This window comes from Luteibacter sp. KNZ12-1A (genome assembly GCF_056755675.1).
This window is the reverse complement of sequence record NZ_JBPGXU010000060.1, coordinates 1-24,744: the sequence shown is the minus strand read 5'-3', so window position 1 is coordinate 24,744 and position 24,744 is coordinate 1. Positions and strand designations below refer to the sequence as shown.

Genomic DNA, 24,744 nt, shown 5'->3' with positions numbered 1-24,744 from the left:
GTGCATGGGTGGGTGGGCGGGGGGTTTGGGGGTTTCCGGGGGGTTGTTATTCTGTTTCGGCCAAATGGTTGGTCCCCTAATAGGGGGGCTTCCCGGGGGCTGGGGGCCTGTTTCCGTAAACCACCCTCCGCCTATTGGTTGGGCTCCCACCACCTGAAGTTACCTTCGCAAGGCCGTACTAGAGCGCTGTGTGCAGCCAGCCTGCCACGTCGGCAGGGCGTTCGAGATGCAGGTGGTGGCCGCCATCCATGTGGGTGACCTCGATGTCCGCCACGCAGTCGATGCGCACCTGCATCGCCTCGGGTTCGAGATAGGGCGCATTCGGGCGGGCGAGCAACAGTGACGTCGGCGCCGCGAGACCCAGCAGCAAGGCCATGACCTGCGTCTCCGCCAGGCGGATCGGCGTGGGCCGGGACAGGCGCGGGTCGCTGCGCCAGCTGTAACCGCCTTCGACCTCCCGAAGTCCGCGTTCGACGATGTGCCGTGCGAGGGACGCGTCGAGTCCACTCGCCAGGGCGCGGGCACGCGCGGCGTCGTCGATGGAAGGAAACACGCGCAGCGGACGGCTGCCTTCGGCCTTCACCGCCATCGCTTCGCGGAAGCGGTCGAGCGTGCGCGAACCATCGTCGCCCAGCGGCCCCAGGCCTTCGATGAGGGCGAGCCCGCGGATGCGTTCCGGTGCCGCGATAGCCACCAGGGTCGCCACGCCGGCACCGAGCGAATGCCCGAGCAGGTGGAAGCGGGGCAGGGCGAGGGCATCGACGGCGGCCAGTACGGTGCGGGCGTAATCGACGTGCTGGTAGATCATGTTTTCGGGAAAATGCCGCGAGCCACCGTGCCCAGGCAGGTCGAGCGCGATCACGTGGAAGCGCTCCGCCAGGTGCGGGGCCAGCAACGCGAAGCTGGCGGCGTTGTCGAGCCAGCCATGCAGCATCACCAGCGGCTGCGCATCCGGCTCGCCCCAGCTCAGGGCGGCCAGTTCCAGCCCCGGTATCGACACCTTCAGCTCACGCATCGCCATCGATCCGGCGGGCACGTTCCCGGGCGGCGGCCAGGTGCGCCACGGCGGCCGCGCCATCGTAGCCGGGCGAGAACTCGGGCCAGCCCTGGCCATGCCGAAGGACAAGGCCGGTCAAGGCCTGCACGTGTGCCGGCGTGGCATTGAGACAGGGGATATAGCTCAGCGTGTCGCCGCCGGCCTCGCGGAAGAAATCCGCGTTCTGCATGGCGATTTCCTCGAGTGTCTCCAGGCAATCCACGGCGAAGCCGGGGCTGATCACGTCGATCCGCTTGATGCCGCGCGCGCCGAGGGCCTTGACCGTCTCATCCGTGTAGGGATGCAGCCAGCGCTCGCGCCCCACCCGCGACTGGAAGCTGATCGGCGCCTCGTCCTCGGAAAGGCCCAGGGCTTCGCGAAGCAGGCGCGCCGTCGCGTGGCACTGGCAGAAGTACGGGTCCCCGGCGCGCAGGTACCGCTCGGGAATGCCGTGGAAACTCATCACCAGCTTCTCGCCCCGGCCGTTGGCGGCCCAGTGCGCGCGGACGCTATCGGCCAGCGCGGCGATGTAGGTGGCCTCGCCGTGGTAGTCGTTGACCTGGCGAAGTTCCGGAGGCCAGCGCAGTCCCTTTACGGTGTCGGCGACCGCGTCGAACACGCTTCCCGTGGACGTGGCCGAGTACTGCGGATACAGCGGAAGCACCAGCAGGCGGCGGACGCCCTCGCGCTGCAAGGCGGCGATGGTGCTCGCGACGTCGGGCTTGCCGTAGCGCATCGCCAGCGCCACCCGGACGGGGCCAGGGGCGCGTTCGGACAATTCGGCCTGGAGCGCGGCGGCGAGGGCCTCGCTGCCCACGCGCAGGGGCGAACCTTCCGCCGTCCAGATGCGTGCGTAAGCGTGCGCCGAACGCTTGGGCCGCACACGCAGGATTACGCCATGCAGGATCGCCAGCCAAAGCAATCGCGGATACTCGATGACGCGCGGATCGCCGAGGAACTGGGCGAGGTAGGGGCGGACGGCGGCTGCCGTGGGCGCGTCAGGTGTACCGAGATTAACCAGCAGCACCGCCGCCTGGGGCAGGGTGTCGTGGGAATGGCCGGCAAGGCCGGTATAGTTTGGCGTACCTGGCATCGGCGTCCGGCGCTCGCGGGGATCGCCGCAGTCTGCCATACGGCGGCGCGGCGGGGCTTGCTCGCATTGCCGCAGCCGATGCCTTCCCGCGCCAGAAAGGAGCCACCCGATGTCCCCACGCCTGTCCCGTCTGCTCGCCCTCGGACTTCTCACCCTGCTCCCGTCCATGGCGGCGCAGGCGGCGGACCCGCCGCGTACCCAGGCCAGGGAAGCGGTGCGGGTGCTCTCGGAGATGATCGACGACGCTCCTGACAAGTCCCTGCCGGCCGACCTTCTGAAGAACGCGCGCGCCATCGCCGTGATCCCCGGCATGGTCAAGGGCGGTTTCGTCTTTTCCGGCGCCAAGGGCGAGGGCCTGATCTCGATCAAGACCCGGGACGGCACCTGGTCGAACCCGAATTTCATCTCCACCGCCGCCGCCGGGGTGGGCTTCCAGGCGGGCATCCAGTCCACCGACGTGATCCTCGTCTTCCGCACCGACCGTGGCGTGGACAGCATCATCGACGGCAAATTCACGATGGGCGCCAACGCGTCGGCCGCGGCCGGCCCGGTGGGCCGCTCGGCCACGGCGGCCACCGATGGCCAGATGAAGGCCGAGATCTACACGTATTCCCGTGCCAAGGGCCTCTTCGCCGGCATCGCGCTGGACGGCGCCCGGATCAGCATCGACGACGACTCAAACGAGGAAATCTACGGCCCCGGGATCACCGCCCGCCGCATTTTTGAAGGCGGTGTGACGAATGTTCCAAGCGAGGTGGTGGAATTCAGGGATAAACTGGAGGAGTACACTAACCGCTGATCGTCCACCGGCGCCCCCCTGGGCGCCGGCCCGTCCCACCGGCGCCGATGAGGGCGCCCTCGAGGTTTCCATGAGCATTACCCATATCGTCCTCCTGCTGCTCGTCGTCGTGCTGATCTTCGGTACGAAGAAGCTCCGCAATATCGGCTCGGACCTGGGCGGCGCCATGCGCGACTTCAAGAAGGGCCTGGACGGCGACGAAGAGGCCAAGGCGGCCCGCGAGCGCGAGGAAAAGCTGCGCGCCGATCCGCCGGCGTCGACCCAGGTGCCGCCGGTCCACAGCGAGACGAGCGAGCCGCGCGACCGCGGTCAGTGATCCTGGCGCCGCCATGATCGACATCAGTCTAGGCAAGCTGCTGCTTCTCGCGGTGGTCGCCCTCATCGTCCTCGGCCCTGAACGCCTGCCCCATGCGGCTCGCACCGCCGGCGCCCTGTTGCGCCGCATGCGCAACGGCTGGGACAGCGTGCGCGCCGAGGTCGAACGGGAAATCCAGGCCGAGGAGATCAAGCGCACCTTGCGCGAGACCGCCGACAACGCCCGCGCGGCGCATGACAGCGTGCGCCAGGACATCCACGCCGCCAGCGCCGAGATCCGCGGCACCGGCGAGCGCGTGCGTGACACCCTCACGGAAACACAGACGGCGCGTGCCGCGGCCGGCGAACCCGACCCCGCGGTCGACATGCTTCCATTGAAGCGCGACGAGCCGGCGCCGTCCGGGAACGAGCAGCATGACCGCACGTGAGCCCGATCCGTCGCCCGACGACGTGGTCGAAGAGGGCCTGTTCTCCCACCTGATGGAACTGCGCACGCGGTTGCTGAAGGCGATCGTCGTGCTGTTGCTGGTTTTGCTGGCCCTCGTGCCGGTGGCGAACCATCTGTATGCGGAGCTGGCCAAGCCCCTGGTCGAGCGCATGCCGCAAGGCGCGCACCTGATCGCCACCGAAGTGGCCAGTCCGTTCGTCACGCCGCTGAAGCTCGCCTTTTTCGTGGCGCTGTTCATCAGCATGCCGATGATCCTCTATCAGCTGTGGTCCTTCGTCAGTCCGGGCCTGTACCGGCACGAGAAGCGCCTGGCCCGGCCGTTGCTGGTCGCCTCGCTGGTGCTGTTCTACTCCGGCTGCGCATTCGCGTATTTCGTGGTGTTGCCGGCGGCGTTCAAGTTCCTCAACGCGGTCACGCCCGAAGGCGTCGCGATGATGACGGACATCACGCATTACCTCGATTTCGTGATGTTGATGTTCTTCGCCTTCGGCCTCTGCTTCGAAGTGCCCGTGGCCGTGGTGATCCTCGCCGCGATCGGCGTCGTCGATGCCGAGAAGCTCAGCAAGGGGCGCGGCTACGCCATCGTGGGTGCGTTCGCCATCGCGGCGTTCATCACGCCGCCCGACCTGCTGTCGATGGTGATGCTCGCCGTTCCCATGTGCCTGCTCTACGAACTGGGCTTGCTGGCGGTGCGCTTCCTCCTCAAGCCACCCGTCCAGGACTGACGCCATGGGTGCCTCGATCGGCTGGCTCGCGGTCAAGGGCAAGGGCGGTGACGAGGTTCGCGCGGCGCTCGACCTCGTGCCGAATGGCCAGACGGCGGCCCAGCCACGGCGCGGATTCTCCATCGCGCTGCCGAACGGCTGGTTCGTCGTGGTCACCCGCTTCGCCGCGCCGCTGATCGCCGAGGACGACATGCGCCGGTTGTCGCGCGGCTGCGTGCTGGTCACCTGCGAATACGACGACGACGTGATGGTGAGTTCCGCCACCTGCTACATCAACGGTATCCGCAGCTGGCGTGCCGAACACGATGGGCAACAGGACGACACGCGCGACCTCTCCACGAGCGGTAGCCTTCCGGCGGCGTTCGACGCTATCCATGCGCGCATCGAAGGCCTGCAGGACGCGGCCGACGCGGAAGGCGACGACGTGGACCACTACTATTCCCTGCCGATCGAGCTTGCGCAGAGCGTCACCACCTTCCACGCCGACCTGCCCGCGTCGGCTTATGGAGCGACGGCGTGCGAAGGCTGGGTCGTGGCCGAGGCCACGGCCACCGCGCCCGCCGACCCCGATCTTCCACGCAAGGTGCGCAAGGCGGTGGCGAAGGCCTCGCGGCCGTGGTGGAAGTTCTGGTGAATCGCGGTGTCCGATCCCCTCAGTCGTCCGAGGGGATCGTGGAATTCCACTCCGTCACGACCAGGGCATAGCCCCCGCCATCCACATCGTTAACCTTCAGGGACAACTTGTCCTGGATGATACCGGGCGTGGCCGCCCCTGATCGCATCGTGGTGAGCCTGGTCTCTATTTCAACGGGCGCACTCCTGTCCGGAATCCATCGCACCCTGGCCCATTCCCAGGCGCTGAAGGCGACCACCCCCCGGAATGCCTCACGGGCGGCGTTGAACAAGCCATCGCTGCTCCTGCCGTTCAACAGGGGATTGAAATGGCAAAATGCGTTGAAAGAACGCGAGTCGCCGATATTGATGCTAAGCGTTCCATACAACTCATCGATAAATTGCACGAGCCGATGCGACAGATCCAACCTCGTGCCCGTATCGCCTTCGATGGTTGGTGGTGCCGGTACCTTCCACGCGGGACGAGGGGTCGTGAAAAGACGGAGGGCTTTGAACACGACGAGTGGCGTGCGAGTCAGGACGAATCGATCCTCGAACCCTCGGCCTACCGCCCCTCCCGGCGGTACCTCCGAGCCCCGGACCATCACGACTGGCTGTTCCAGGTCGAGGTATGTGGTGCCGGTCACGACAGGCGCGGGTCGACAGAACACCGTCGCGTCCTCACTCGGGGAGAAGACCATCGAGTCATTCAAGGCCGCATCGGCGAGGGGGCGCGCTTTCGCCAGATCGCTACCCGATTGCTTGTCGATATCCTCCCATGTGCGATAGAACTTCTCGATGAGCTTCCGCGCTTCTTCGAGTCTCGGCGTGGGTGCGGGCGATAGTCCTACGTCGGTGGATCCACGCGCGGGCTGAGATGTCGGTACCGGAATGTCGATGTCGATAAAGATCGACTCGATCACCCTCGGTACGTCCTTTCCCGCCAACTGGAGAACCAGCTGTCCCTTGTATGTCCCGGCAGGGATATCCGGATTGTCCGATGACAGGTACTGAATGCGGAAATAAGTGTTGAACGGCCGGCCCACTTCCGCGCAGTAGGTGTTGATCCCGTAACTCCTGCTGCCCTCCGGAAGGCGCCTGGCGCGCAACTTGACCGCACGTTCCACTCCGTTGGAATCCGCGACGGTAGCCTGCAAGAAGCTCGGTGAGGCCGAGTCGTACACCAGGGTGGTCGGTCCTTCATCCGCTGACAGGGTCAGGTAGCCTGCCGCGGTCGGAATCGACGGTGCGGCCGTCGACGTGTGCAAGACCCACTCATCGTTCGTCGCCGCGGGTTTTACGGAGAGCGTCACGCATCTTGGGACATCGAGGGTGAGAGCCGGGAAGGCTACCGCGCTGGATTCGTCGGTACCACCGTCCAGCGCGGCCTTGAAGATGATGTGCAGCTGGCCATAGTCGCCCAGGTCATCGACATAGCCGAATGGCAGCGGAACACGGAGTCCTTCAGTGGCTTCGGTGGATGTCACCGTCCGTGACGACGGAAACATGCCCCGTTTGCTCACGGAGCCATCGGCCCTTACTCCTTCACAGCGCAGCCATACGCGCTGACCTTCTTTAATGCCGGGCCATGCCGACAAGACGATCGTTGCCCCGGCGGCGATGTCGCGGCGATCGAGTGCGTTGCGCCCGCGCACTTCGACAACCGAGGGGCGGGAAAGAAGCCCCGTCCTGGAGGACTCGCGTTCCGTACTCGTGGCGGGGACCGACGTGAGCAAGCCCTCCACCTTTTCCTTGAACTCGGTGCCACCCCAGGCCGAGGAGTAGTCGAGGTGGATCTCTATATCCTTGATCTCGTTCCGCATGAGTCGGGAGTCATTTCTCTCGCCAGGAAAAACAAGCGTCCAGGACGAAATCGCTCCGGTGCCTTCGAAGGTGCCGTATCGGCCGTCGGCATGTTCGGCACGTAGCATGATGGTTTCCATCGGATCGGCGTGCGAACGCGGCGATGCGTGCGAGAGCACCATCTGCTGGTCGCCTCGCAGGTCGCGCACGATGGCTTCCATGTTGCCCTTGTCCGGGTTGTAGAGGTACTCCGCCCCCTCCGGATCCGGACGAAACAGCAATGTATTGGACGACTGCGTGAGCACGGCGCGTATTTCCGTGTCGGCATGCAGGATCGCGGCATTCGTCTTGGGCACCAGGACAACGGCGAGATGTCGTATCTGCCGCAGGTAATGGCCGGGAAAATCGGCGTCGAAGACGTTCGGGTCGAGGGAAAAATGTAACTTTCCCGTGTTCAGCTGACTCTCGAACTCGCCAGCCAGCAAGCTTCGCAGCGATATCGTCTTGTGTATCTGCAGGCGGCGCACGCGGCGACGCAGGTAAGCCCCTTGCAACGCATGCAAGTCGTTCTGCAGTGCTTCGCCAGCGAACATGCCGCGCCTCGGACCCTCCCATGCATCCAGGCGCACGTGCCGGCTATCGAAGTCGCCGGTCTCGTAGCGGTAACTGGCTTGAGCATCCAGGCACAGGGCGAGCACGGACTGGTAGGAGGAAGCGAACAACTCGCCAAGGCGACCCAGCATCCAGGTGTAGGTGGAAGCGATGGCAAACCCGGTGGTCTGCACCTCGAATTCGCCGCGCAGGTGATCGCGCCGCTTGATCGCCTCGTTCAGTTCGATGGTCGCCGATTCCGCGCGCGATATCTGTTCGTCGAGCTGGGAGGTGAGGATGCGGAGGTCATGTTCAGCCTGCGACTTGTTGTATGCCCACTCTTCGTTGCGCCGTTCATAGCTGGCCTCCGCACGCAGGTCTTCCGCCAGCAACCGGGAGCCTTCGGAAGTGACGTCGAGTGCCTTGTCGAGCGCTTCGACGGGCCCCCAGACCGATTGGCCGCCCACGGCGAATCCAAATATGTTCGGAACGACCTTCAATCCACCGCCAACGGCGATAGGTATATAGCGTGCGTACTGCGTCAGCACGCCAGCAGTGGCCATGACCGACCCGGCAATCTCCAGGCCGCTGCGGGGAGCCATGAGTTGTCCGTCATAGTATTGGATACGACTCTTGATGGCCTCCTGGGTCAATTGCAGCGAATTGCGTTCGCGTCTCGCCGTCTCGACGGCCTTCCGCCGCAGCGAAATGTCGAAATCGGCCAATGCCAGCAGGTTCCTTTGCCGTTCGACGTCCAGAGCGTTATCCGCTTCGTGTTCGTAGATGCGGAACAGGTAACGACCGAGGTCGGTCAGTCGCTCCACCGCGGCAAGGGCCATGACCATCACCTCGCGGAAGCGATACGCGGGCATGGTGCTGAGGGACAACATGCGCGAGCTGCTTGTCGACCCACGCCGACCGCCGCCCCATCCGCTCTCCACGTCCTCGTCGCCATAACCCAGGTACGGGATGCGCACGCCGTCGATCGTCCGCCCGTGGCGCAGGTTGTCGAGGCGCGCCAGCAACAACGAGCGGCGGTCGCGCAGTGCGCGGTTGACCGGTTGAACGAACGACGCGCTGCGGGAACCTAGCGTGGTCGGCGTCCACGGCCGTGCCTCGGCGGGTTCCTGGAGCGAGCCGATAAGCTGCAGTGACTTCTGGTAACAGAGATTGGCTTCACGCAGGCTGTCGATAGTCATCCGGCGGAACTGTTCGTCACCTTCCATGCGCCACACGTCGACCAGGAACGCATGGATCGCCTTGCGGAAATGGACGGCGTTCTCGTAGCCAGCCAGCTCCGGGGCTTCGCCGGTATTCCTGGCCCCATCGAGGGGGTAAACCAAGGGCAGGCAATTCCAGAACGGTATGGGTGCCGTCGTTTCAGTGGTGCGCCCGCGATAGGGGTCGAACAGGTAGCGACTGCACCAGCGCCAGGCTTCGGCGTAATGGGCCTTTTCACACAGGCTCCAGGCCACCAGCCAGGGCAGGTGGAAGAACAGTTCCCAGAAATGCAGGCCATTGGCACCGCGAAAATCCACGAAGCCGCCGCTGCCTCCGGTACGCAGGGCGGGCTCGGGCAGCGTCTGCGCATCGATCGACAGCACGGCGTCCACGGAGCGTGTCGCCCGGGCGACCAGCTGTTTGCCGAACAAGGTATTCAGGCGGATCGGCGGCAGGCTGGATTCGTCCAGGTCGAGGTATTGCGCTTGTGCGCTGTTTCGACGGAGACGCACCGTCGGCACGCGATCATCCGGCAGTTGTGTGTTCGCTTCGGTGATATTCGTGAGCGTGTAGGGCGCGGTGATGCGTATCCATTCGTGGTACTCGCCGTCCGCGTCGGCCACCGGATCGGCCGTGGTCTTTAGGATCAGGCGGAAGGTGTAGTCGGTCTCGTCGGCATCGACGGGGGTACGCGCGACGATACGTTTGGTGCCCCGAGTGAAGGCGTCCAGTGTTTCCGTCTTGATCACCACATCGGTGTTGGTGCCCGCGACAAGTTTCGCCAGCCGCCCGAGAAGATCGCGATAGCGGGTGTTTTCACGTGCCGCGAAAAGAACGATTGCCGTGCGCACGTCGTCGGGAAGTTTGGCTCGTGCGTCATCCTGGAGCGTGCCACCGAGCGTGCCGGCCACCAATCGAACGAGAGCTTTGCGCAGGGATGTCCGGCTCGTCGCCTGCATGGCTTGCAGGAAGGGCAAGGATCCTGACAAGGCGCTCCCATCGGTGACACCGTACTCCAGGCCTTCGTTGCGGAGTGCCTGGTAATAGTCCTGCGCGGGGATGCGCCAGGTGTCGGCCAGTACCGGCAGCCATGCCGTCAAGGCGGCACGATCAGTCTCGGATGTCGCAAGCGCATGGAGGGTTTGCAACGCTTGCGGTCCTTCGCCATCACTGGACTTCAGGTCGGCCAGAAGTGTTGCGTCGGTTGTAGCCACTCCAGATGACTTTGCGTTTGCGACCCGGACGAGTTCGGCCTTTACCGGTATGGTGATCGTGTGTTCCTGATTAGTTTGGATTGGCTTCGCTTGTAGAACAACGCGGATGTCGGCGATTGAGGGTTCGAATGTGCTACGGGAATGGGAAACTGGATCATCCAACACTGAATAATTCCCAATTTGTTTCAATGAGCCCTTGCTTCTCAATAGATGACCGAGAGTCGCATCTATTGAAAGGGACTTGGCGCGGAAGTCGAGTCCCTGGACTATGTGTTCGAGCAGAAGAATCGCAGCTTCGTTCGCATTGCTGAATTTTTTTCCGTCAATATCTTTAAGGTATGTCAGTCTGCCCAGGTTGTTCGACGTAATTTCGATGCTTTTGAAAATAATTTTACTGGAGCTCCATGAGTCGGCGTTCACGAGGGCCTGTAGCTTAAAAGCGACAATAGTCCCATCGTCGCGGTAGAAGCCATTATATGTACGAATTGCTGAGTGAACATCGATGGTATGGTCGATGACAACACTGTCAATATCATCGACGGACTTGATTTCCCGTTGAGTCACCGTGCTAGACCGCCATTCGCTATCGAAGCTTCCGGTGACCTGGATTTCGCTTCCATCACGCGTTAGTTCCGCATGTACGTCGACCTTCTCCGGCGTGATCATCACGAATTTCTTGCGCAGTCCGGCAAGCTTCGCATCGTCTATCTTCACGGTCGGCTTCTCGTCTGAAGCTTTCAATCCATACTTCGCACCGATATACGGGTGCTGCACCACGCGCGGGTCGCGGTAGAGGTTGAACCAGTTTTCGACGAGCCGCTTCTCCAGGGTGTCGCCCTTGCTCGTGCCATCCAGGCGCTTCTCGTCGATCAGCAGCAAGTCGCGGACGGCGAGGAAGTAATCCTTTTCCGCAACCCATGTCATGGCTTCGCCGGCTTTTGGCTCGCGCTGGCTGTCGAACAGCATCGTGACCAGATAGGGCTCGGTTTCCCGCTGGCCCTTGCGGTTCTCCATGACGATGAGTCCGGGCATGTAGCTGCGCTTGAACAGCTTGTCGCGTTCCTCGTCATTGGCCGGTCTGCGGCGCGTGCCGTCGGCGCCGTAGCCATCGAGGCTGATCAGGGTGTTCGAGGCGCTCCAGTTGCCATTGGTATCGAGATAGCTGTAGCACACGCGCATGGCGTAGTACGTGCTGGCGGCGGTCTCGGTGTCGAAGACGATGGCCGAGGTGTCGCGTTCGACCCAGACGAGATACTTGCGACCGTCGATAGTCAGTGGCCGGACGGTCTCGATGGCTTTTCGCGAGTCGTCTTCGTCGTCACGGGCCACCGCCAGCGCAACCCTCGTGGCACGGGCCGTCTTTTCCGCGCTGACGGCGGCTGCTTCGGCTTCCATGGCGGCCTTTTGGGCAGCTGCAGGATCGGCGGCCGTCTTGGCGGCTTCGCGTAGTTCCGTGGCTTTCGTCCGTGCGGCTTTCGCCGCCGAAATATCGGCCGTCAACGTGGTGGACAGGGTGTCGGCGGATGTGATCGGTTGGGGAATCTTCGTTCGTGCCAGTTCGCCGTTGACCGGCAGGTCGATCTTCTTCCAGCCACTCCAGGCGAGCATGCCGGTGCGGCCGTCCGCTGCTTCGACATCCATCCGGGCGGACTGCCAGAAGTATTCATGAGGTTCGATATTGCTTCGGCCAACCAGGTGGAGTTCGTCCCGGACAGGATCGACGCCGTCGTGATAAGCGGAGATCACCTGGATATTGCTGGTTCGCTCGAAATCCGCGAGGTACCTGAGCAGGGTCGTGTCGATATCGGCGGGTCGGGCCTGTCCCTGCGCCAGTTGTGTTTCCAGGTCGAGGAAGGCGCTGGTCTTGCGTTGGCGGCGAGCGGGATGGATGTGGTTTTCAGGGTATTCCCGTCGTTCCCTGTATTGTCGCCAGTCGACGTAACGGGAACGAAAGGCGCTCCATTGGCGTCGTTCCTCCTTGATGTCCGCATTCGGGTTCAGATGCCTTTCCAGGCCGCTGAGCAAACGATGGATATAGAGCTGGAGGCTGTCCAGGGCGGCAGCCAGGCGCGTGGTCTCGGGTTCGGCGCCGACTTCGAGATCGGTGAGGAGCCAGGCCGAAAGTTCGTTGCGATCGGCGAATTTCCGGCCGTCGATATCCGTCGAATGGATAAGCAACCAGGAGACCATGGCATCGCGCCATGCTTCATTGTGCGTGCCCACGATGAGATCGCGTTCGGACGGCTGGCAGGTGGCGAGCAGCAGTTGTGCGGCGGCTTCGATGTCTGCCGGACTGCTTTGAGGTTCCAGCTGGCCGAGAGCGAGCATGGCCTCGATCGATATGGCCGTCCGGTCGGCCAGTGCTTGCAAGCGCAGCAGCCAGGCGATGTGGCTCGCAGTCGTCAGGGAGTCACCTTGTGGGCGTGGCGAGATCCGGGCGGCGACGGATGTCACGACGGTCTTGTCCACGCCTAGCAATCCGGCAAGGCGCGTGGCCGGATCACCCTGTGCGTTGTCGCCGGCCGTGCCCAGGTAGGCGAGTAGATCTTTGCCTGCCTTCTCGGGCTCGATGGCGGAGCGGGCCGCCACGTCACGTACCGTCTTGTTCCACTCGGCAAGGCGATGAACGACGATCAGCCCAGGGTTCCGAATGTCGCCTTCGTCGAGGTCGAACCACTCGCGATGGGCGCGCATTGCCTCCAGGGTGGACGCATCGATAGCCAGTTGGGAAACCAGCTGCGATCGCTGGCGTAATGCACCCAGCCAGGGAATGGTTTCGCTGCCGGTCGAAGCGGCGCCGTCGACCAGGGCCAGGATCGATGCCGGCGTGGCACCGGCCCATTTGCCAAGGCTCGCGCGCGTGTCGGGGTCGGTGATCTCCGGGATCAGCGCCGCGAGGATCTGCTCCGCGAGGGCACGCTGACCGTCGAGTAGCTCGCGAAGGCGCTGGCCGATACGGGCTTTCGTCCGCGCCAGCTTGGCGGCGGTCGTTACGAGGTTGCCCGCGGTCGTGTCCTTCACTGCATCGAGCGCGCTCCCTATCCGCGTGTCCAGCGCGGCCTGGTCCAGTTCGAACACGCTGTCCTTGAAGATGCCGGTACGTTCGATGAGCGGCGACAATACCCGGGTCGGAACGCGCTCGGCATCGATCGCGAAGGGCATTTCCAGGAAGGCGTCACGCAGGCGGCCATCGGTGACGGTTTGTGTCCGGGCGGATAAGTTCGGAATGAGACGGGCGAGGTCGCCTCGCGTGAGAGTGCTTGCGCCGAGCAGGTTTCCTATCGACCTGGCGTCCAGGCGGTGCCGATGCAGCCAGTCCGAGAAATTCATGAGCGTGACGATCGCATCGACGATGTCGGGCTCATCCGTGGCCGTGTCGCCGGATGCCGGCGTGGCGTCGACCTTGCCGAGCGTCGGTACGCCGGCGAGCTGATCGAAAAGGTCGGGATGCGTCTTTGCATAAAGGCGCAGCAAGGCCAGGCCATCCTTCTCGTCATGCCCCAGCCAGCGGGGCAGTACGGCCAGGCGATGACATGCGGAGACCAGCGCCAGGTTTCGGGAAGGCGCCGTGAGTTCCTGCGCCTCGATGGTCCATTCAAGCAGGACGGATAGCGTGTCCGCGCCGATTCCCAGGCCGGCACACAGCTGTCGCCCCGTCACGTCGCCGCCATCTATCGCGAACGCTCCGTCATCCATGGTGAGTGGCGCACCGGTGCCGGCGAGATCGCTGCCGCCGGCGCCGGCGTGGAAGAGCTTGTCGTAGTAGGGGGTGTCGCGTCCGGTCGCGTAGGGAGATATCTCGTCGATAACGGCCGCATAGGCTTCCAGGCTTACCTGCCGGCTGTCGCGCAAATGGCAGTACAGGCCGAGGGCGCGCAAGACATGGACATCGACCTGAAAATCCTCATCGCTGTCCTGGGCGGCGAAAATGGCCTGGAGAAGCCGGTCGATGGCTGCGAACGGTAGGCCCATGCCTGCATGAAGGCGAAGCATGGTGTCGATGCGCTGGAGGTGGCCCGTACTCAAGTTGTCGATGCGTGTGGTCTTGTTCGTCGCACCCCCGGCGACGAGCCGCAGCGCGGGCGATTGGCCATCGTTGACGAAGCGCGCGCCGAAAGCGCTGCTATCGGCCAGGCCACCGGGTTTTCCCGCTGCACTGACGGTCACGGAAGAGTAGGTACCGCCATCGTCTTTCGGAGCCACGCCGTTGACCGCCAGCAATTGCCGCAAGCGTTTGCGGTTCAGGCGGGTCGCACGAAGGAAAGCCGCCGAATCGGCCAGGCTCTCGACCGTGCTGCCGGCGGGTAGTCCAAGGCGTGACCATAGAGCGCTGTCGTCGGCTGCCGGGGTGGTCTGCAGCGCCCGCAGCTGCGCAGGTGCCAGGCCCGTACAAAGCGTCAACGCGTTGCGCATCGACGTGTTGACGACCGTGCGATGGGAGAAATTGGGATAGTCCTCGTCTGTCTGGCGCAGCAGTTGCCAGGGATGCTGGCGTTTGCTTCGTAGCACCTGGATGACCAGGGCCCAGGCACGATCGAAGGGCAGGTTGGCCGGCGAGGTCGCGGCGGTCAACACGGCCGCGGCTTTCTCGTCGCCGGAGTGTGTGGACTCCACCATGGCCTCGAGGCATTCGATGACAAGACTCAATCGTGGAACCCGCCGGTTCAAGGCGGGTTCGTCGAGGATCAATCCGGGAATGTCCGGGCGTCGATACGCCAGGGGCTTGACCGGCGGGGTGCCGACCGCCGTTTCCAACCTGCGTACGATGCCGATCAGCGATTCCGCATACGCGAACGGACCGAAGCTGCTTTCGAGTGCCTCGTCCGGGCAGCGGTCGATACCCTGGTCGCCGAACAGGCTCGGATAGTCGGCGGTGAAGGTGTTTGCCAGTGACGGCGTATTTTCCAACGACTGAGACATGGCGAATCCTTTCGCACGGAAAACCGGGTGACTTTCTCGTCGATCGACCCTTGGGATTCGGGCAGGCGTCGTCGAGCGTCGAACCGACGCCCGCCCTCGGCCGGGTTATGCGTCCGCGTTGTCGACGATATACGCGGCGGCACCATCGATCGTGCCCAAGGTTCCCAGATCCTTCGGGAACGTCACGGCGTACTTGGCCGCAAGCGTTTTCGCCACGTCATTGACGAGGCTGCCCTTTACAACGATCAGTGGTTCGATTTCCGTCGAAGCGGTCAACTCAACGCATGCCTGCGCTTCGGTGCCTTGTTTGTTCCTTGCTTCGACGAGAATGACATCCAGGACCTCTTTCTTGGTCGGCTTGCTCATGGCGCGTTCCTCCTTGAATGATGGAAACGGCTCATGCCGGTTTCCTCACGCAGCATTCCGCTTCGCATAGGCCTTCGCCATATGTCATTGGTTGTAGGCGGACCATTGGACGCTTTCGTCACGGAGAAAGGCGAAGACCTTGGCATCCATTTCCGCTTCAGGCGTATGCGTGAAGTAGGCGGTGTCGTTGCGCGGCCCATCGTGACTGTCATCACCCGACCATTCCAGCACCGCCCATGACAGTGGCAAGTCGGCCATCAATAAGTGGTCCCAGGCATACGCCAGATGCCGCCGGGGATGCGTGCCCGCCTTCGCTTGCGACACGATGGACTCTTCGGCCGCATTCAGCGCAGCGCATGCCTGGCGATTCTTGAAGGCGGCATAGGCGTCCGCGTCCGCATGCGCGGTCGTTTCCGAAACGAAGTACGCGCGATCCCGCCGCGGTGGAAAGGCGACCGGCCCGCCGCATTTGCGGCCGATACCGGAACACTCCACCACGATCCATCTGACCTGTGGCTTGAACAACGCATGATCGAATTCGAGTGCAGCGAACATATGACCTCCTTGTGCCGGCCATCGCGCCCCACATCTTCCTCGTCCAGTCACGGATGCGGGTGCAGCCTCTGCACCATCCTCGTCCGCTCGACGCAGCCCGGCCATACGCCCTCCGGCGTAGGCGTGACGCCGAAACCAGGCTCCCCGCGTTACTTGCCGGATGCCTGCCGATTCAGCGCCATGCCCTTGAGCACGTTCAGTGCCTGCGACAACGCGTAATCCTCGATGGCCAGCTTGCCGTCGTCGTCCGTCGTGTTCTTGTCATCGGCGGCGGCCTTCTCGTTGACGAGGTGGTTCGGAAGGTCCGCTTCCGAGCCGATCAGTTGCGGTGGCGTATCGGCCTTGTTCACGGCGAGGTCGGCCAGGGCGATATCCGGCTTGATGCCTTCGGCCTGGATCGACGTGCCGTTCGGCGTGTAGTAGCGCGCGGTGGTGATCTTCACCGCGTGATCCTGGTCGAGGGGCAGCACGGTCTGCACCACGCCCTTGCCGAAGGTGCGCCTGCCCATGATCAGTGCGCGATGGTTGTCCTTCAGGGCGCCTGAGACGATCTCCGCGGCCGAGGCGGTGCCGTTGTCGGCGAGGATCACCATGGGCGCGCCCTTGAGCAGGTCACCCGGATGCGCATCGAAGTGCAGGTTGGCGTCGGGGAGGCGTCCCTTGGTGGTGACGATGGTGCCGGAATCGAGGAAGGCATCCGCGACGCCGACGGCGGTGGTCAGCAGGCCGCCGGGATTCGAGCGCAGGTCGAGCACCGCGCCCCTCGGCGCACCGTTCTTCTTGATGAAGTCGGACAGCTTCTTGTCCAGGTCGGAGGCCGTATCCTCCTGGAACTGGCTCAGGCGGATGTACACGTAACCCGGATCGAGCTGGCGCACCTTCACGCTGGTGACGTTGATGCGCTCGCGCACCAGCGGCAGGTCGATTGGCTTGTCGGACTTCTCGTGAAGAATGGTGAGGGTGATCTTGCTGCCGGGGTCGCCGCGCAGTTTCTTGAATGCCTCGTCGATGTTCTGGCTGTCGACCACCATGCCATCGACCTTCAGGATGGTGTCGCCGGGTTTGATCCCCGCGCGCGAGGCGGGGGTGTCGTCGATCGGCGAGACGATCTTCAGCATGCCGTCCACCTGCAAGACCTCGATACCGAGGCCGCCGTACTGGCCCGTGGTGTCCTCGTCCAGTTCGTCGAGGCCTTCCTTGTCGAGGTATTCGCTATGCGGATCGAGGTTCTGCAGCATGCCGCTGATGGCGGCGTTCATGATGGTCTTGTTGTCGAGTTTCTCGACGTAGGCCTGCTGGACGATGTGGTAAACCCGCGTGAAATTGCGGACATCGTCCAGGCTGACCGCCTCGTCGGCTTTCTCGACGACGGCCGCCGCGCTGGTCGAGGACGCGGCGGGCGCGTCCGGCTGCTTGATCGGCTTCTGTTGCGCCTGGACGGCGGGAATCGCCACGACGGCGCCGAGTGCCAGCGCGAGGGCGAGGCGAAGGGGGTGCTGACGCATGCCTTTCTCCGGGGTCAATGCCGTTTGCCGAGCCAGCCGCGCGCATCGATGGGCTTGCCACCCTGGCGCAGCTCGAAGTAGGCGCCGTTGTCACCGGCGGGCGCCGCGGCGGTTCCGACGGCTTCGCCGGCCTCCACCGTGTCACCCACGCCGTGCAGCAGCGTTTCGTTATTGCCGTACATGCTCATGAATCCATTGCCGTGGTTCACGATGATCATCATGCCGTAGCCGCGCAGGAAGCTGGCGAACACCACGCGACCGCGCGCGACGGCCTTCACCTCGCTGCCGCGGGGGGCGACGATGATCACGCCGTTGCCGTAGGCGTGCACGGGACCGTTGGCCGGCCAGGGCAGGTTGCCGCGCAGGTTGCCCATGGGGGCGCTGGCCGGCGCACCCTTCGGTGCCGGCGCGGGTTCGGCGGCCTTGGCGGCCTCGTCGATCACCTTCTGCAGCCTGGCGACGAGTGCGTTCATGTCCTGCTCGTTCTGTTTCAGGGCGGCCATGCGCTGCGCCTGGTCCTTGTATTTCGAATCCGCTTCGGCCACGAGTTTCTGCTGTTCGGTCCGCTGCTTTTCCAGTTCGCCGGCACGCTTCTCGCGCTCGGCACGGGCGGCCTCGAGCTTCTGTTGCTCGGCCGTGATGGCGGCTTCGACCTCCTGCAGCCGGGAAAGATCCGCGAGCAGCCCGCGGATGCGCTCCACGCGGTTCTCCTGGAAATAGCGGGAGTAGGCGAGGGCGCGCGAGATCCGGTTGACGTCCTCGTCGCCCAGGAGCAACTGGAGGTCCGAGCCCCGGCCCAGGGTATAGGTGGCACGAAGGAGATCCCCGAGCGCGCCCTTCTGTTTGTCCAGGCCTTCCTGGATGCCGGCCCGCTGCTGGTTCAGCTGCTCCAGGTCGTGCCGGCGCTGTTCCAGCTCGGCCTCCGTGGCACGGACGGCCTTGGCCGCCGCGGAGACCTGCTCGGCCTGCCGGGCCAGCGCGGCATTGGCGCTGTCGCGGGCGTTGGCCGTCTCCCGCTGCTCGCGGGTGAGCGCGTCGATATCCTTGCGCACCCCTTCGAGCTTCTGCCGGGCCTCCTCCTGCTGGGCCCGTGCCTTGGCGTCCTGCTCGGCATGGGCCGGCGGGAGGGGGGCGAGCATGGCGAGGGCGAAGACGAGGGTGAAAGGCAGGCTGGGGACTGGGCGCATCGGAGGATTATTACCTATCCCGCGGCGACTGGCTGGTATGGCCCGCCCTCGGCTCCGGGCGCCGTTTCCAGGAACTGGTCTCATGGCCACCCCGTAAGTTTTCCGTTCTTATTCCGTTTGGACGTCCGAATGCTTTGACGCAGCGCGGCAATTGTGACTAAAGTGGGACGCATGTCCTTAGCGCGCACGTGAAGGGCGGCCGTTCCAGGTCGCGGGGCCCGATGCGCGCCATACCCAGCACAACCAACAGCCACGAGGAGGCGGATGGTGAAGCAAGGCATTCCGCGCCTCTACGACGAGGCGTTCGAACACGACAGCTGCGGCTTCGGTATCGTCGCGCAGATAGACGGCCACGCGAGCGCGGCCCTGGTCGATACCGCGTTTTCCGCCCTGGCCAAGCTTTCCCATCGCGGTGGCGTGAACGCCGACGGTGTCAGCGGCGACGGTTGCGGCGTGCTTATCCGGCGGCCGGTGGAATGGCTGCGCGCGCTGGCGGGCGAAGCGGGCATTTCCCTGGCCACGCACTTCGCCAGCGGCGTCGTCTTCCTCGATCCCAACGGGGACGATTCGGCGGAGCGGGTACTCGAGGCCGAACTGGGCGAGGTGAATCTCCACGTGGCGGGATGGCGCGATGTCGCCGTCGATGCCGCGGCATGCGGCCCCCTGGCCGCCTCGTCGATGCCGCGCGTACGCCAGGTGTTCGTCGACGCGCCGGGCGATCTCGCCCCGGAAGCGTTCGAGGCCGCCTTGTTCCGCGCACGCCGGCGCGCCGAGTTGAAACTCGCCGACGACAAGCAGTTCTATGTGGTGTCGCTCTCGGGCGAGGTGGTCGCCTATAAGGCGATGGCCGCGCCTGGCCACCTGCGTGACGTCTACCCGGATCTCAAGCATCCGGCGCTGGTCGCCGACGCGGTGGTCTTCCACCAGCGTTTTTCGACCAATACCTCGCCGCAGTGGCGCCTCGCCCAGCCGTTCCGGTTCCTGGCGCATAACGGCGAGATCAACACGATCCGCGCCAATCGCCGCTGGATGCAGGCGCGCACGTCGGTGATGCGTTCGGAACGGGTCGACCTGTCGGACATCGGCCCCCTGGTGCGGCAGAGCGGTTCGGATTCCGAAAGCCTCGACAACGCCCTTGAAGTCCTGCTGATGGGCGGCATGGACCTGCTCACCGCCATGCGCGTGCTCGTGCCGCCGGCGTACAGCGCGCGCGAGGACATCGACGAGGATCTCGCCGCGTTCTACGAGTATTACGCGTTGCACAGCGAGCCGTGGGATGGCCCCGCCGGGCTGGTGATGTGCGATGGGCGTTATGCCGCCTGCACGCTCGATCGCAATGGGCTGCGCCCGGCGCGCTGGGCGTTGTCGGACGACAACCACCTCATCGTCGCCTCGGAGGCGGGTCTTTGGGATGTGCCGTCCTCGCGCGTCGTAGCCAAGGGCCGTCTCGCCCCGGGCGAGATGATCGCCGTGGACTTCCGCGAGCACCGCCTGTTGCGCGATGCCGATATCGACGCGATCAATCGTGCCCGCGCACCGTTCCGCGACTGGCTGCGCGATGGCGTCACCTATCTCGAATCCGACCTCATCGATCCAAGCCTCGCCGCCGAGCCGCTGCCGGCGGACGAACTGCGGCGGTACCAGAAGCTCTACGGCCTTTCGCGCGAAGAGTGCGAGTCGGTGTTGAAGGTGCTGGCCGAAACCGAGGCCGAGGCCACCGGTTCCATGGGCGACGATACGCCGATGGCGGTGCTCTCGCGGCAGATACGGCCGCTTTTCGACCGCTTCCGCCAGGGCTTCGCCCAGGTCACCAATCCGCCGATCGATCCGCTGCGCGAGCGCCTGGTCATGTCGCTGGTGACGCAGATCGGACAGGAACGGAACATCTTCGACCTCGGTCCCGAGAACGCAAAGCAGATCCTGCTGAACTCGCCGATCCTCTCGCAGCGCAAGCTGCGGCAGATCCTCGCCAATCCCGACTACGCCGACACGCCGCGCTTCGACCTCATGTACGGCGCGGACGAGACGCTGGAGCAGGCCCTCCTTCGCATCTGCGATGACGCCGAGGCGGCGGTACGCGGTGGCGTGAAGATCGTCTTCCTCAGTGATCGCTACCCGCGCCGCGACATGCTGCCGATCCACTCGCTGCTCGCCACGGGCGCGGTGCACGCGCGACTGGTTGACAAGGGCCTGCGTTGCCAGTGCAACATCATGGTCGAGACGGCCACGCCGCGCGATCCGCACCACTTCGCCTGCCTGATCGGATTCGGCGCCACGGCGATCTATCCGTGGCTGGCCTACCAGAGCCTGTTCGACATGGGCCGCAGCGGGCACATCCGCAACGGCGAGGGCGCGCCACGCGAGATCGGCCGTAATTATCGTCGCGGCATCCGCAAGGGCCTGTTGAAGATCCTGTCCAAGATGGGTATCTCGACGGTCGCGGGCTACCGAGGCGCGCAATTGTTCGAGATCGTCGGCCTCGCGCCGGACGTGGTGTCGCTTTGCTTCCCTGGTACACCATCGCGCATCGGTGGTTCCACCTTCGCCGACCTCGAACACGAGCAACGCCTGCTCGCTGCCGAGGCGTGGGACGAGGCACAGGCATTGCGCGCGGGTGGCTTGTTCAAGTACGTGCACGGCGGCGAGTTCCATATGTACAACCCCGACGTGATCGCCAGCCTGCAGGTGGCGGTGCGCACGGGAGAATGGTCGGACTACGAGAAATACGCGCACTACGTGGATGCCCGTCCGCCGTCGGCGTTGCGTGACCTGCTCGTGCCGCGCGAGGCCACGCCGATCCCGCTCGACGAGGTCGAGCCGGTGGAGGCCATCCTCAAGCGCTTCGATTCCGCCGGCATGTCGCTCGGCGCGTTGTCGCCGGAGGCACACGAGGCGCTCGCCATCGCGATGAATCGCCTGGGTGCGCGGAGCAACTCGGGTGAAGGTGGCGAGGACCCTTCGCGCTACGGCACCGATCGCGCGTCGAAGATCAAGCAAGTGGCGTCGGGCCGTTTCGGCGTGACGCCGGCCTACCTCGTGAATGCGGAAGTGTTGCAGATCAAGATCGCCCAGGGCGCCAAGCCGGGCGAGGGTGGCCAGCTGCCCGGCCACAAGGTGGACGCGACGATCGCACGGCTACGTTATGCCAAGCCGGGTATCGGCCTCATTTCGCCGCCACCGCACCACGACATCTATTCCATCGAAGACCTCGCCCAGCTGATCCACGACCTGAAGGAAGTGAACCCGCAGGCGCTGGTGTCGGTGAAGCTGGTCTCGCACGCGGGCGTCGGCACCGTCGCCGCCGGCGTGGTGAAGGCGGGTGCGGATCTCATCACCGTGTCCGGCCACGATGGCGGCACCGGCGCCAGCCCACTCACCTCGATCAAGTACGCGGGTACGCCGTGGGAACTGGGTCTTGCGGAAACGCAGCAGACCCTGCGCCTCAACGACCTGCGCGGCCGCGTACGCTTGCAGACCGACGGCGGCCTGAAGACCGGTCTCGACGTGATCAAGGCGGCGATGCTGGGCGCCGAGAGTTTCGGCTTCGGCACCGGCCCCATGGTGGCGCTGGGATGCAAATACCTGCGCATCTGCCATCTGAACAACTGCGCCACCGGCGTGGCCACCCAGCATCCGGTGCTGCGCCAGAAGCACTTCCTCGGCTTGCCCGACATGGTGATGAACTACTTCCGCTTCATCGCGGAAGACGTGCGTCGCCACCTCGCTCGTCTTGGCGTCCGCTCGCTTGGCGAGCTGGTCGGACAGAGTGGCCGCCTGGAACAGCGCGACGGCGTCACCGCCGTGCAGGAACGCCTCGACCTGGCACCCCTGATCACCGAAGACGGGCTGGGCGAGCAGGTCGATTTCGCCTGCACGCTGGCGCGCAATCCGATGCGCGACCCCGCGTCGCTGGCCAATCGCATCACCGCGGATACCCGCCAGGCGGTGGCTGACCGCCTGGGCGGCACGTTCCGCTACCCGATCGTCAATACGGATCGCGCCATCGGAGCACGCCTGTCGGGCGATGTGGCTCGGCGCTGGGGCGACGCCGGCATGGCCGACAAGCCGGTCAACCTGCACCTCGAGGGCTCGGCGGGGCAGAGCCTCGGCGCGTGGAATGCGGGTGGCGTGCACATCGACCTGGTCGGCGAAGCCAACGATGGCGTCGGCAAGGGCATGGCCGGTGGCCGCCTGGTCATCCGTCCGCCCGCGGATTCGCCGTTCGCCAGCCAGGACGCCTCGATCATCGGCAACACCTGCCTGTACGGCGCGACGGGTGGCGAGTTGTTCGCCGCGGGCCAGGCCGGCGAACGTTTCGCCGTGCGCAACTCCGGCGCGCTGGCCGTGGTGGAAGGCGCGGGCGATCACTGCTGCGAGTACATGACCGGCGGCGTGGTGGCCGTGCTCGGCCACACCGGCCTCAATTTCGGCGCGGGCATGACCGGCGGTTTCGCCTATGTGCTCGATCTCGAACGCAGCTTCGTCGATTGCTACAACCACGAACTCGTTGACATCGTGCGCATCTCGCACGAAGGCATGGAACATTACATGCAGCACCTGCGCCAACTCATCGCCCGCCATGCCGAACTCACCGGCAGTGCCTGGGGCCATCGCGTGCTCGGCGACTTCCGCGGGCTGTTGCAGCGCTTCTGGCTGGTGAAGCCCAAAGCGGCGAGTCTCGATGCGTTGGCCGAAGAACTGCGGAGTGCCGCATGAGCGCGAAGGACTTCCGCTTCCTGGAAATACCCCGGCAGACGCCGCGCACGGTGCCGGTCGCGGTGCGCGTGCTCGGCTACGGCGAGATCTCCGGCGACTTCGCACCGACGGAAGCCGCATCGCAGTCGGAGCGTTGCATCGATTGTGGCAACCCGTATTGCGAGCATGCTTGCCCGGTCCACAACTACATCCCGAACTGGCTGAAGCTGGTGCAGGATGGCCGCCTTTTCGAAGCGGCCACGCTGATGCATGAAACCAACCCCCTGCCGGAGATCTGCGGCCGCGTGTGCCCGCAGGATCGCTTGTGCGAGGGCGCGTGCACCTTGGAGCAGGGTGATTTCGGCGCGGTGACGATCGGCAGCGTCGAGCGGTGGGCCACCGACGAAGCCATCCGCCAGGGCTGGCGCCCCGATCTTTCCCGGGTGCGCGAGACCGGGGCGCGCGTCGCCGTCATCGGCGCGGGCCCCGCCGGGCTCGCCTGTGCGGATCGCCTGCGCCTGGCCGGTATCGGTGCGGACGTCTTCGATCGCCAGCACGAGATCGGCGGCCTTCTCACCTTCGGCATTCCTCCGTTCAAGCTCGACAAGTCGGTGGTCCGGACGCGGCGCATGGTGCTCGAAGGCATGGGCGTGCGTTTCCATCTCGGCGTCGAGATCGGCCGCGATATCGAGTTCGACGAATTGCTCGCGGACTACGACGCCGTGTTCGTCGGCACCGGTGCTTATACCTTCGTGGACGGCCAACTCGACGGTCGTGACCTGCGGGGTGTGCACGATGCGCTTCCCTTCCTCATCGCCAATACCGAACGCTTGTTGCACGACGAGATGCCCGCGCCGGAATACGACCTTGCCGGCAAGCACGTGGTGGTGCTGGGCGGTGGCGATACCGGCATGGACTGCAACCGCACGGCGATCCGCCTCGGCGCGGCGTCAGTCACCTGCGTGTACCGCCGCGACGAGCCGAGCATGCCCGGGTCGCGCCGGGAAGTCGGCTATAGCCGCGAGGAAGGCGTGCGTTTCCTGTTCCAGCGCCAGCCCATCGCGCTGGTGGGCGAGGAAGGCAAGGTGAGCGCCGTGCGCGTGGTGGAGACCCAGCTCGTCGACGATGGCGATGGACGTCCGCGCCCGCGCAATGTCGAAGGCAGCGAGACCGACCTGCGCGCCGACGTGGTGATCCAGGCCTTCGGTTTCCAACCGAGCCCGCCCGACTGGTGCGACGCCTTCGGTATCGAGCGCGATCGCAGCGGCCGCATCGTCGCCGGCGGCGAAGGTCGCCTGCCCCTGCAAACGAGCAACCCGCGCGTCTTCGCCGGCGGCGACAATGTACGCGGTGCGGACCTTGTCGTCCGCGCCGTCTACGACGGCCGCGAAGCTGCCGCCTCGATCGTCCGCATGCTGGCGGCGAAGAAGACAGAGGCCAAGGCCCAGGGCCTCGCGCCCTGAAACGCTAACGAACGCTTTCCGCGAGGCCTGAAGGCTGGAATTCCGAGCCCTGGTGGGAGCCGACCTTGTCGGCGATCCCGCGGCAGCGGGCCGGCCGAGGCAAGTACCCATCGCCGGCATAGCCGGCTCCCACAAAGACGGGTCTCGGTTCTTGCTCCTGAGGTTGATGCCCTGCAATACCTTGTGGGAGCCGGCT

At 64.9% G+C, this 24,744-nt stretch carries 15 protein-coding genes and 1 pseudogene; 8 read left to right on the top strand and 8 right to left on the bottom strand.

Annotation, left to right across the window (positions count from 1 at the left end):
* Positions 1–178: 178 nt before the first annotated feature.
* Together ACR9ZJ_RS12795 and hemH are read right to left on the bottom strand one after the other, a co-directional pair.
* On the bottom strand, positions 179–1,015 hold the full coding sequence (locus ACR9ZJ_RS12795) for an alpha/beta fold hydrolase (protein ID WP_481287961.1): 837 nt from the start codon (positions 1,013–1,015) through the stop codon (positions 179–181).
* On the bottom strand, positions 1,008–2,129 hold the full coding sequence (hemH, locus tag ACR9ZJ_RS12790) for a ferrochelatase (protein WP_481287960.1): 1,122 nt from the start codon (positions 2,127–2,129) through the stop codon (positions 1,008–1,010). The genes ACR9ZJ_RS12795 and hemH overlap by 8 nt, the downstream gene beginning before the upstream one ends.
* 166 nt (positions 2,130–2,295) lie before the next feature.
* Between hemH and ACR9ZJ_RS12785 the strand changes: the two genes are divergently transcribed.
* The 5 genes from ACR9ZJ_RS12785 (at position 2,296) to ACR9ZJ_RS12765 (ending at position 5,050) form a co-directional block, all read left to right on the top strand.
* Positions 2,296–2,928, top strand: coding sequence for a lipid-binding SYLF domain-containing protein (locus ACR9ZJ_RS12785; protein ID WP_448098976.1), 633 nt, complete (start codon positions 2,296–2,298; stop codon positions 2,926–2,928).
* 70 nt (positions 2,929–2,998) lie between these two features.
* Positions 2,999–3,244 carry a twin-arginine translocase TatA/TatE family subunit gene (gene tatA, locus ACR9ZJ_RS12780; RefSeq protein WP_426285775.1) on the top strand — a complete coding sequence of 82 codons (246 nt, stop codon included), beginning with the start codon at positions 2,999–3,001 and terminating at the stop codon, positions 3,242–3,244.
* A 13-nt stretch (positions 3,245–3,257) separates the two neighbouring features.
* Positions 3,258–3,671 (top strand): Sec-independent protein translocase protein TatB, encoded by a 414-nt coding sequence (tatB, locus tag ACR9ZJ_RS12775; protein ID WP_481287959.1) that lies wholly within the window; start codon positions 3,258–3,260, stop codon positions 3,669–3,671.
* Positions 3,658–4,416, top strand: a complete 759-nt coding sequence (gene tatC, locus ACR9ZJ_RS12770; protein ID WP_371022462.1) for a twin-arginine translocase subunit TatC — start codon at positions 3,658–3,660, stop codon at positions 4,414–4,416. The genes tatB and tatC overlap by 14 nt, the downstream gene beginning before the upstream one ends.
* A gap of 4 nt (positions 4,417–4,420) precedes the next feature.
* Positions 4,421–5,050 carry a hypothetical protein gene (locus tag ACR9ZJ_RS12765; RefSeq protein ID WP_481282407.1) on the top strand — a complete coding sequence of 210 codons (630 nt, stop codon included), beginning with the start codon at positions 4,421–4,423 and terminating at the stop codon, positions 5,048–5,050.
* A 19-nt stretch (positions 5,051–5,069) separates the two neighbouring features.
* Here the strand turns inward: ACR9ZJ_RS12765 and ACR9ZJ_RS12760 are convergent, their stop codons facing one another.
* Positions 5,070–13,736 (bottom strand): Tc toxin subunit A-related protein, encoded by an 8,667-nt coding sequence (locus ACR9ZJ_RS12760; RefSeq protein WP_481287962.1) that lies wholly within the window; start codon positions 13,734–13,736, stop codon positions 5,070–5,072.
* 99 nt (positions 13,737–13,835) lie between these two features.
* On the opposite strand from ACR9ZJ_RS12760, the gene ACR9ZJ_RS12755 reads away from it, so the two are divergent.
* Positions 13,836–14,165, top strand: coding sequence for a hypothetical protein (locus tag ACR9ZJ_RS12755; RefSeq protein WP_481287963.1), 330 nt, complete (start codon positions 13,836–13,838; stop codon positions 14,163–14,165).
* A gap of 126 nt (positions 14,166–14,291) precedes the next feature.
* Here the strand turns inward: ACR9ZJ_RS12755 and ACR9ZJ_RS12750 are convergent.
* The 5 genes and pseudogenes from ACR9ZJ_RS12750 to ACR9ZJ_RS12730 all read right to left on the bottom strand — a co-directional run.
* Positions 14,292–14,777: pseudogene (locus ACR9ZJ_RS12750) on the bottom strand (Tc toxin subunit A); the annotation flags it as partial.
* 105 nt (positions 14,778–14,882) lie between these two features.
* Positions 14,883–15,143: a hypothetical protein gene (locus tag ACR9ZJ_RS12745; RefSeq protein WP_481282409.1), complete on the bottom strand. Its 261-nt coding sequence runs from the start codon at positions 15,141–15,143 to the stop codon at positions 14,883–14,885.
* 84 nt (positions 15,144–15,227) lie between these two features.
* A complete protein-coding gene (locus tag ACR9ZJ_RS12740) occupies positions 15,228–15,698 on the bottom strand; it encodes a hypothetical protein (protein WP_481287958.1) in 471 nt (156 codons plus the stop codon).
* Positions 15,699–15,847: 149 nt separating this feature from the next.
* A complete protein-coding gene (locus ACR9ZJ_RS12735; RefSeq protein WP_481287957.1) occupies positions 15,848–17,203 on the bottom strand; it encodes a S41 family peptidase in 1,356 nt (451 codons plus the stop codon).
* A 14-nt stretch (positions 17,204–17,217) separates the two neighbouring features.
* Positions 17,218–18,390, bottom strand: coding sequence for a murein hydrolase activator EnvC family protein (locus ACR9ZJ_RS12730; protein WP_481287956.1), 1,173 nt, complete (start codon positions 18,388–18,390; stop codon positions 17,218–17,220).
* A 264-nt stretch (positions 18,391–18,654) separates the two neighbouring features.
* Here ACR9ZJ_RS12730 and gltB point away from each other — a divergent pair, with 264 nt between their 5' ends.
* The gene (gltB, locus tag ACR9ZJ_RS12725; RefSeq protein WP_481287955.1) at positions 18,655–23,106 is read left to right on the top strand and encodes a glutamate synthase large subunit; all 4,452 of its coding nucleotides are present in this window, start codon (positions 18,655–18,657) and stop codon (positions 23,104–23,106) included.
* Positions 23,103–24,548, top strand: coding sequence for an FAD-dependent oxidoreductase (locus ACR9ZJ_RS12720; protein WP_481287954.1), 1,446 nt, complete (start codon positions 23,103–23,105; stop codon positions 24,546–24,548). The genes gltB and ACR9ZJ_RS12720 overlap by 4 nt, the downstream gene beginning before the upstream one ends.
* Positions 24,549–24,744: the final 196 nt, after the last annotated feature.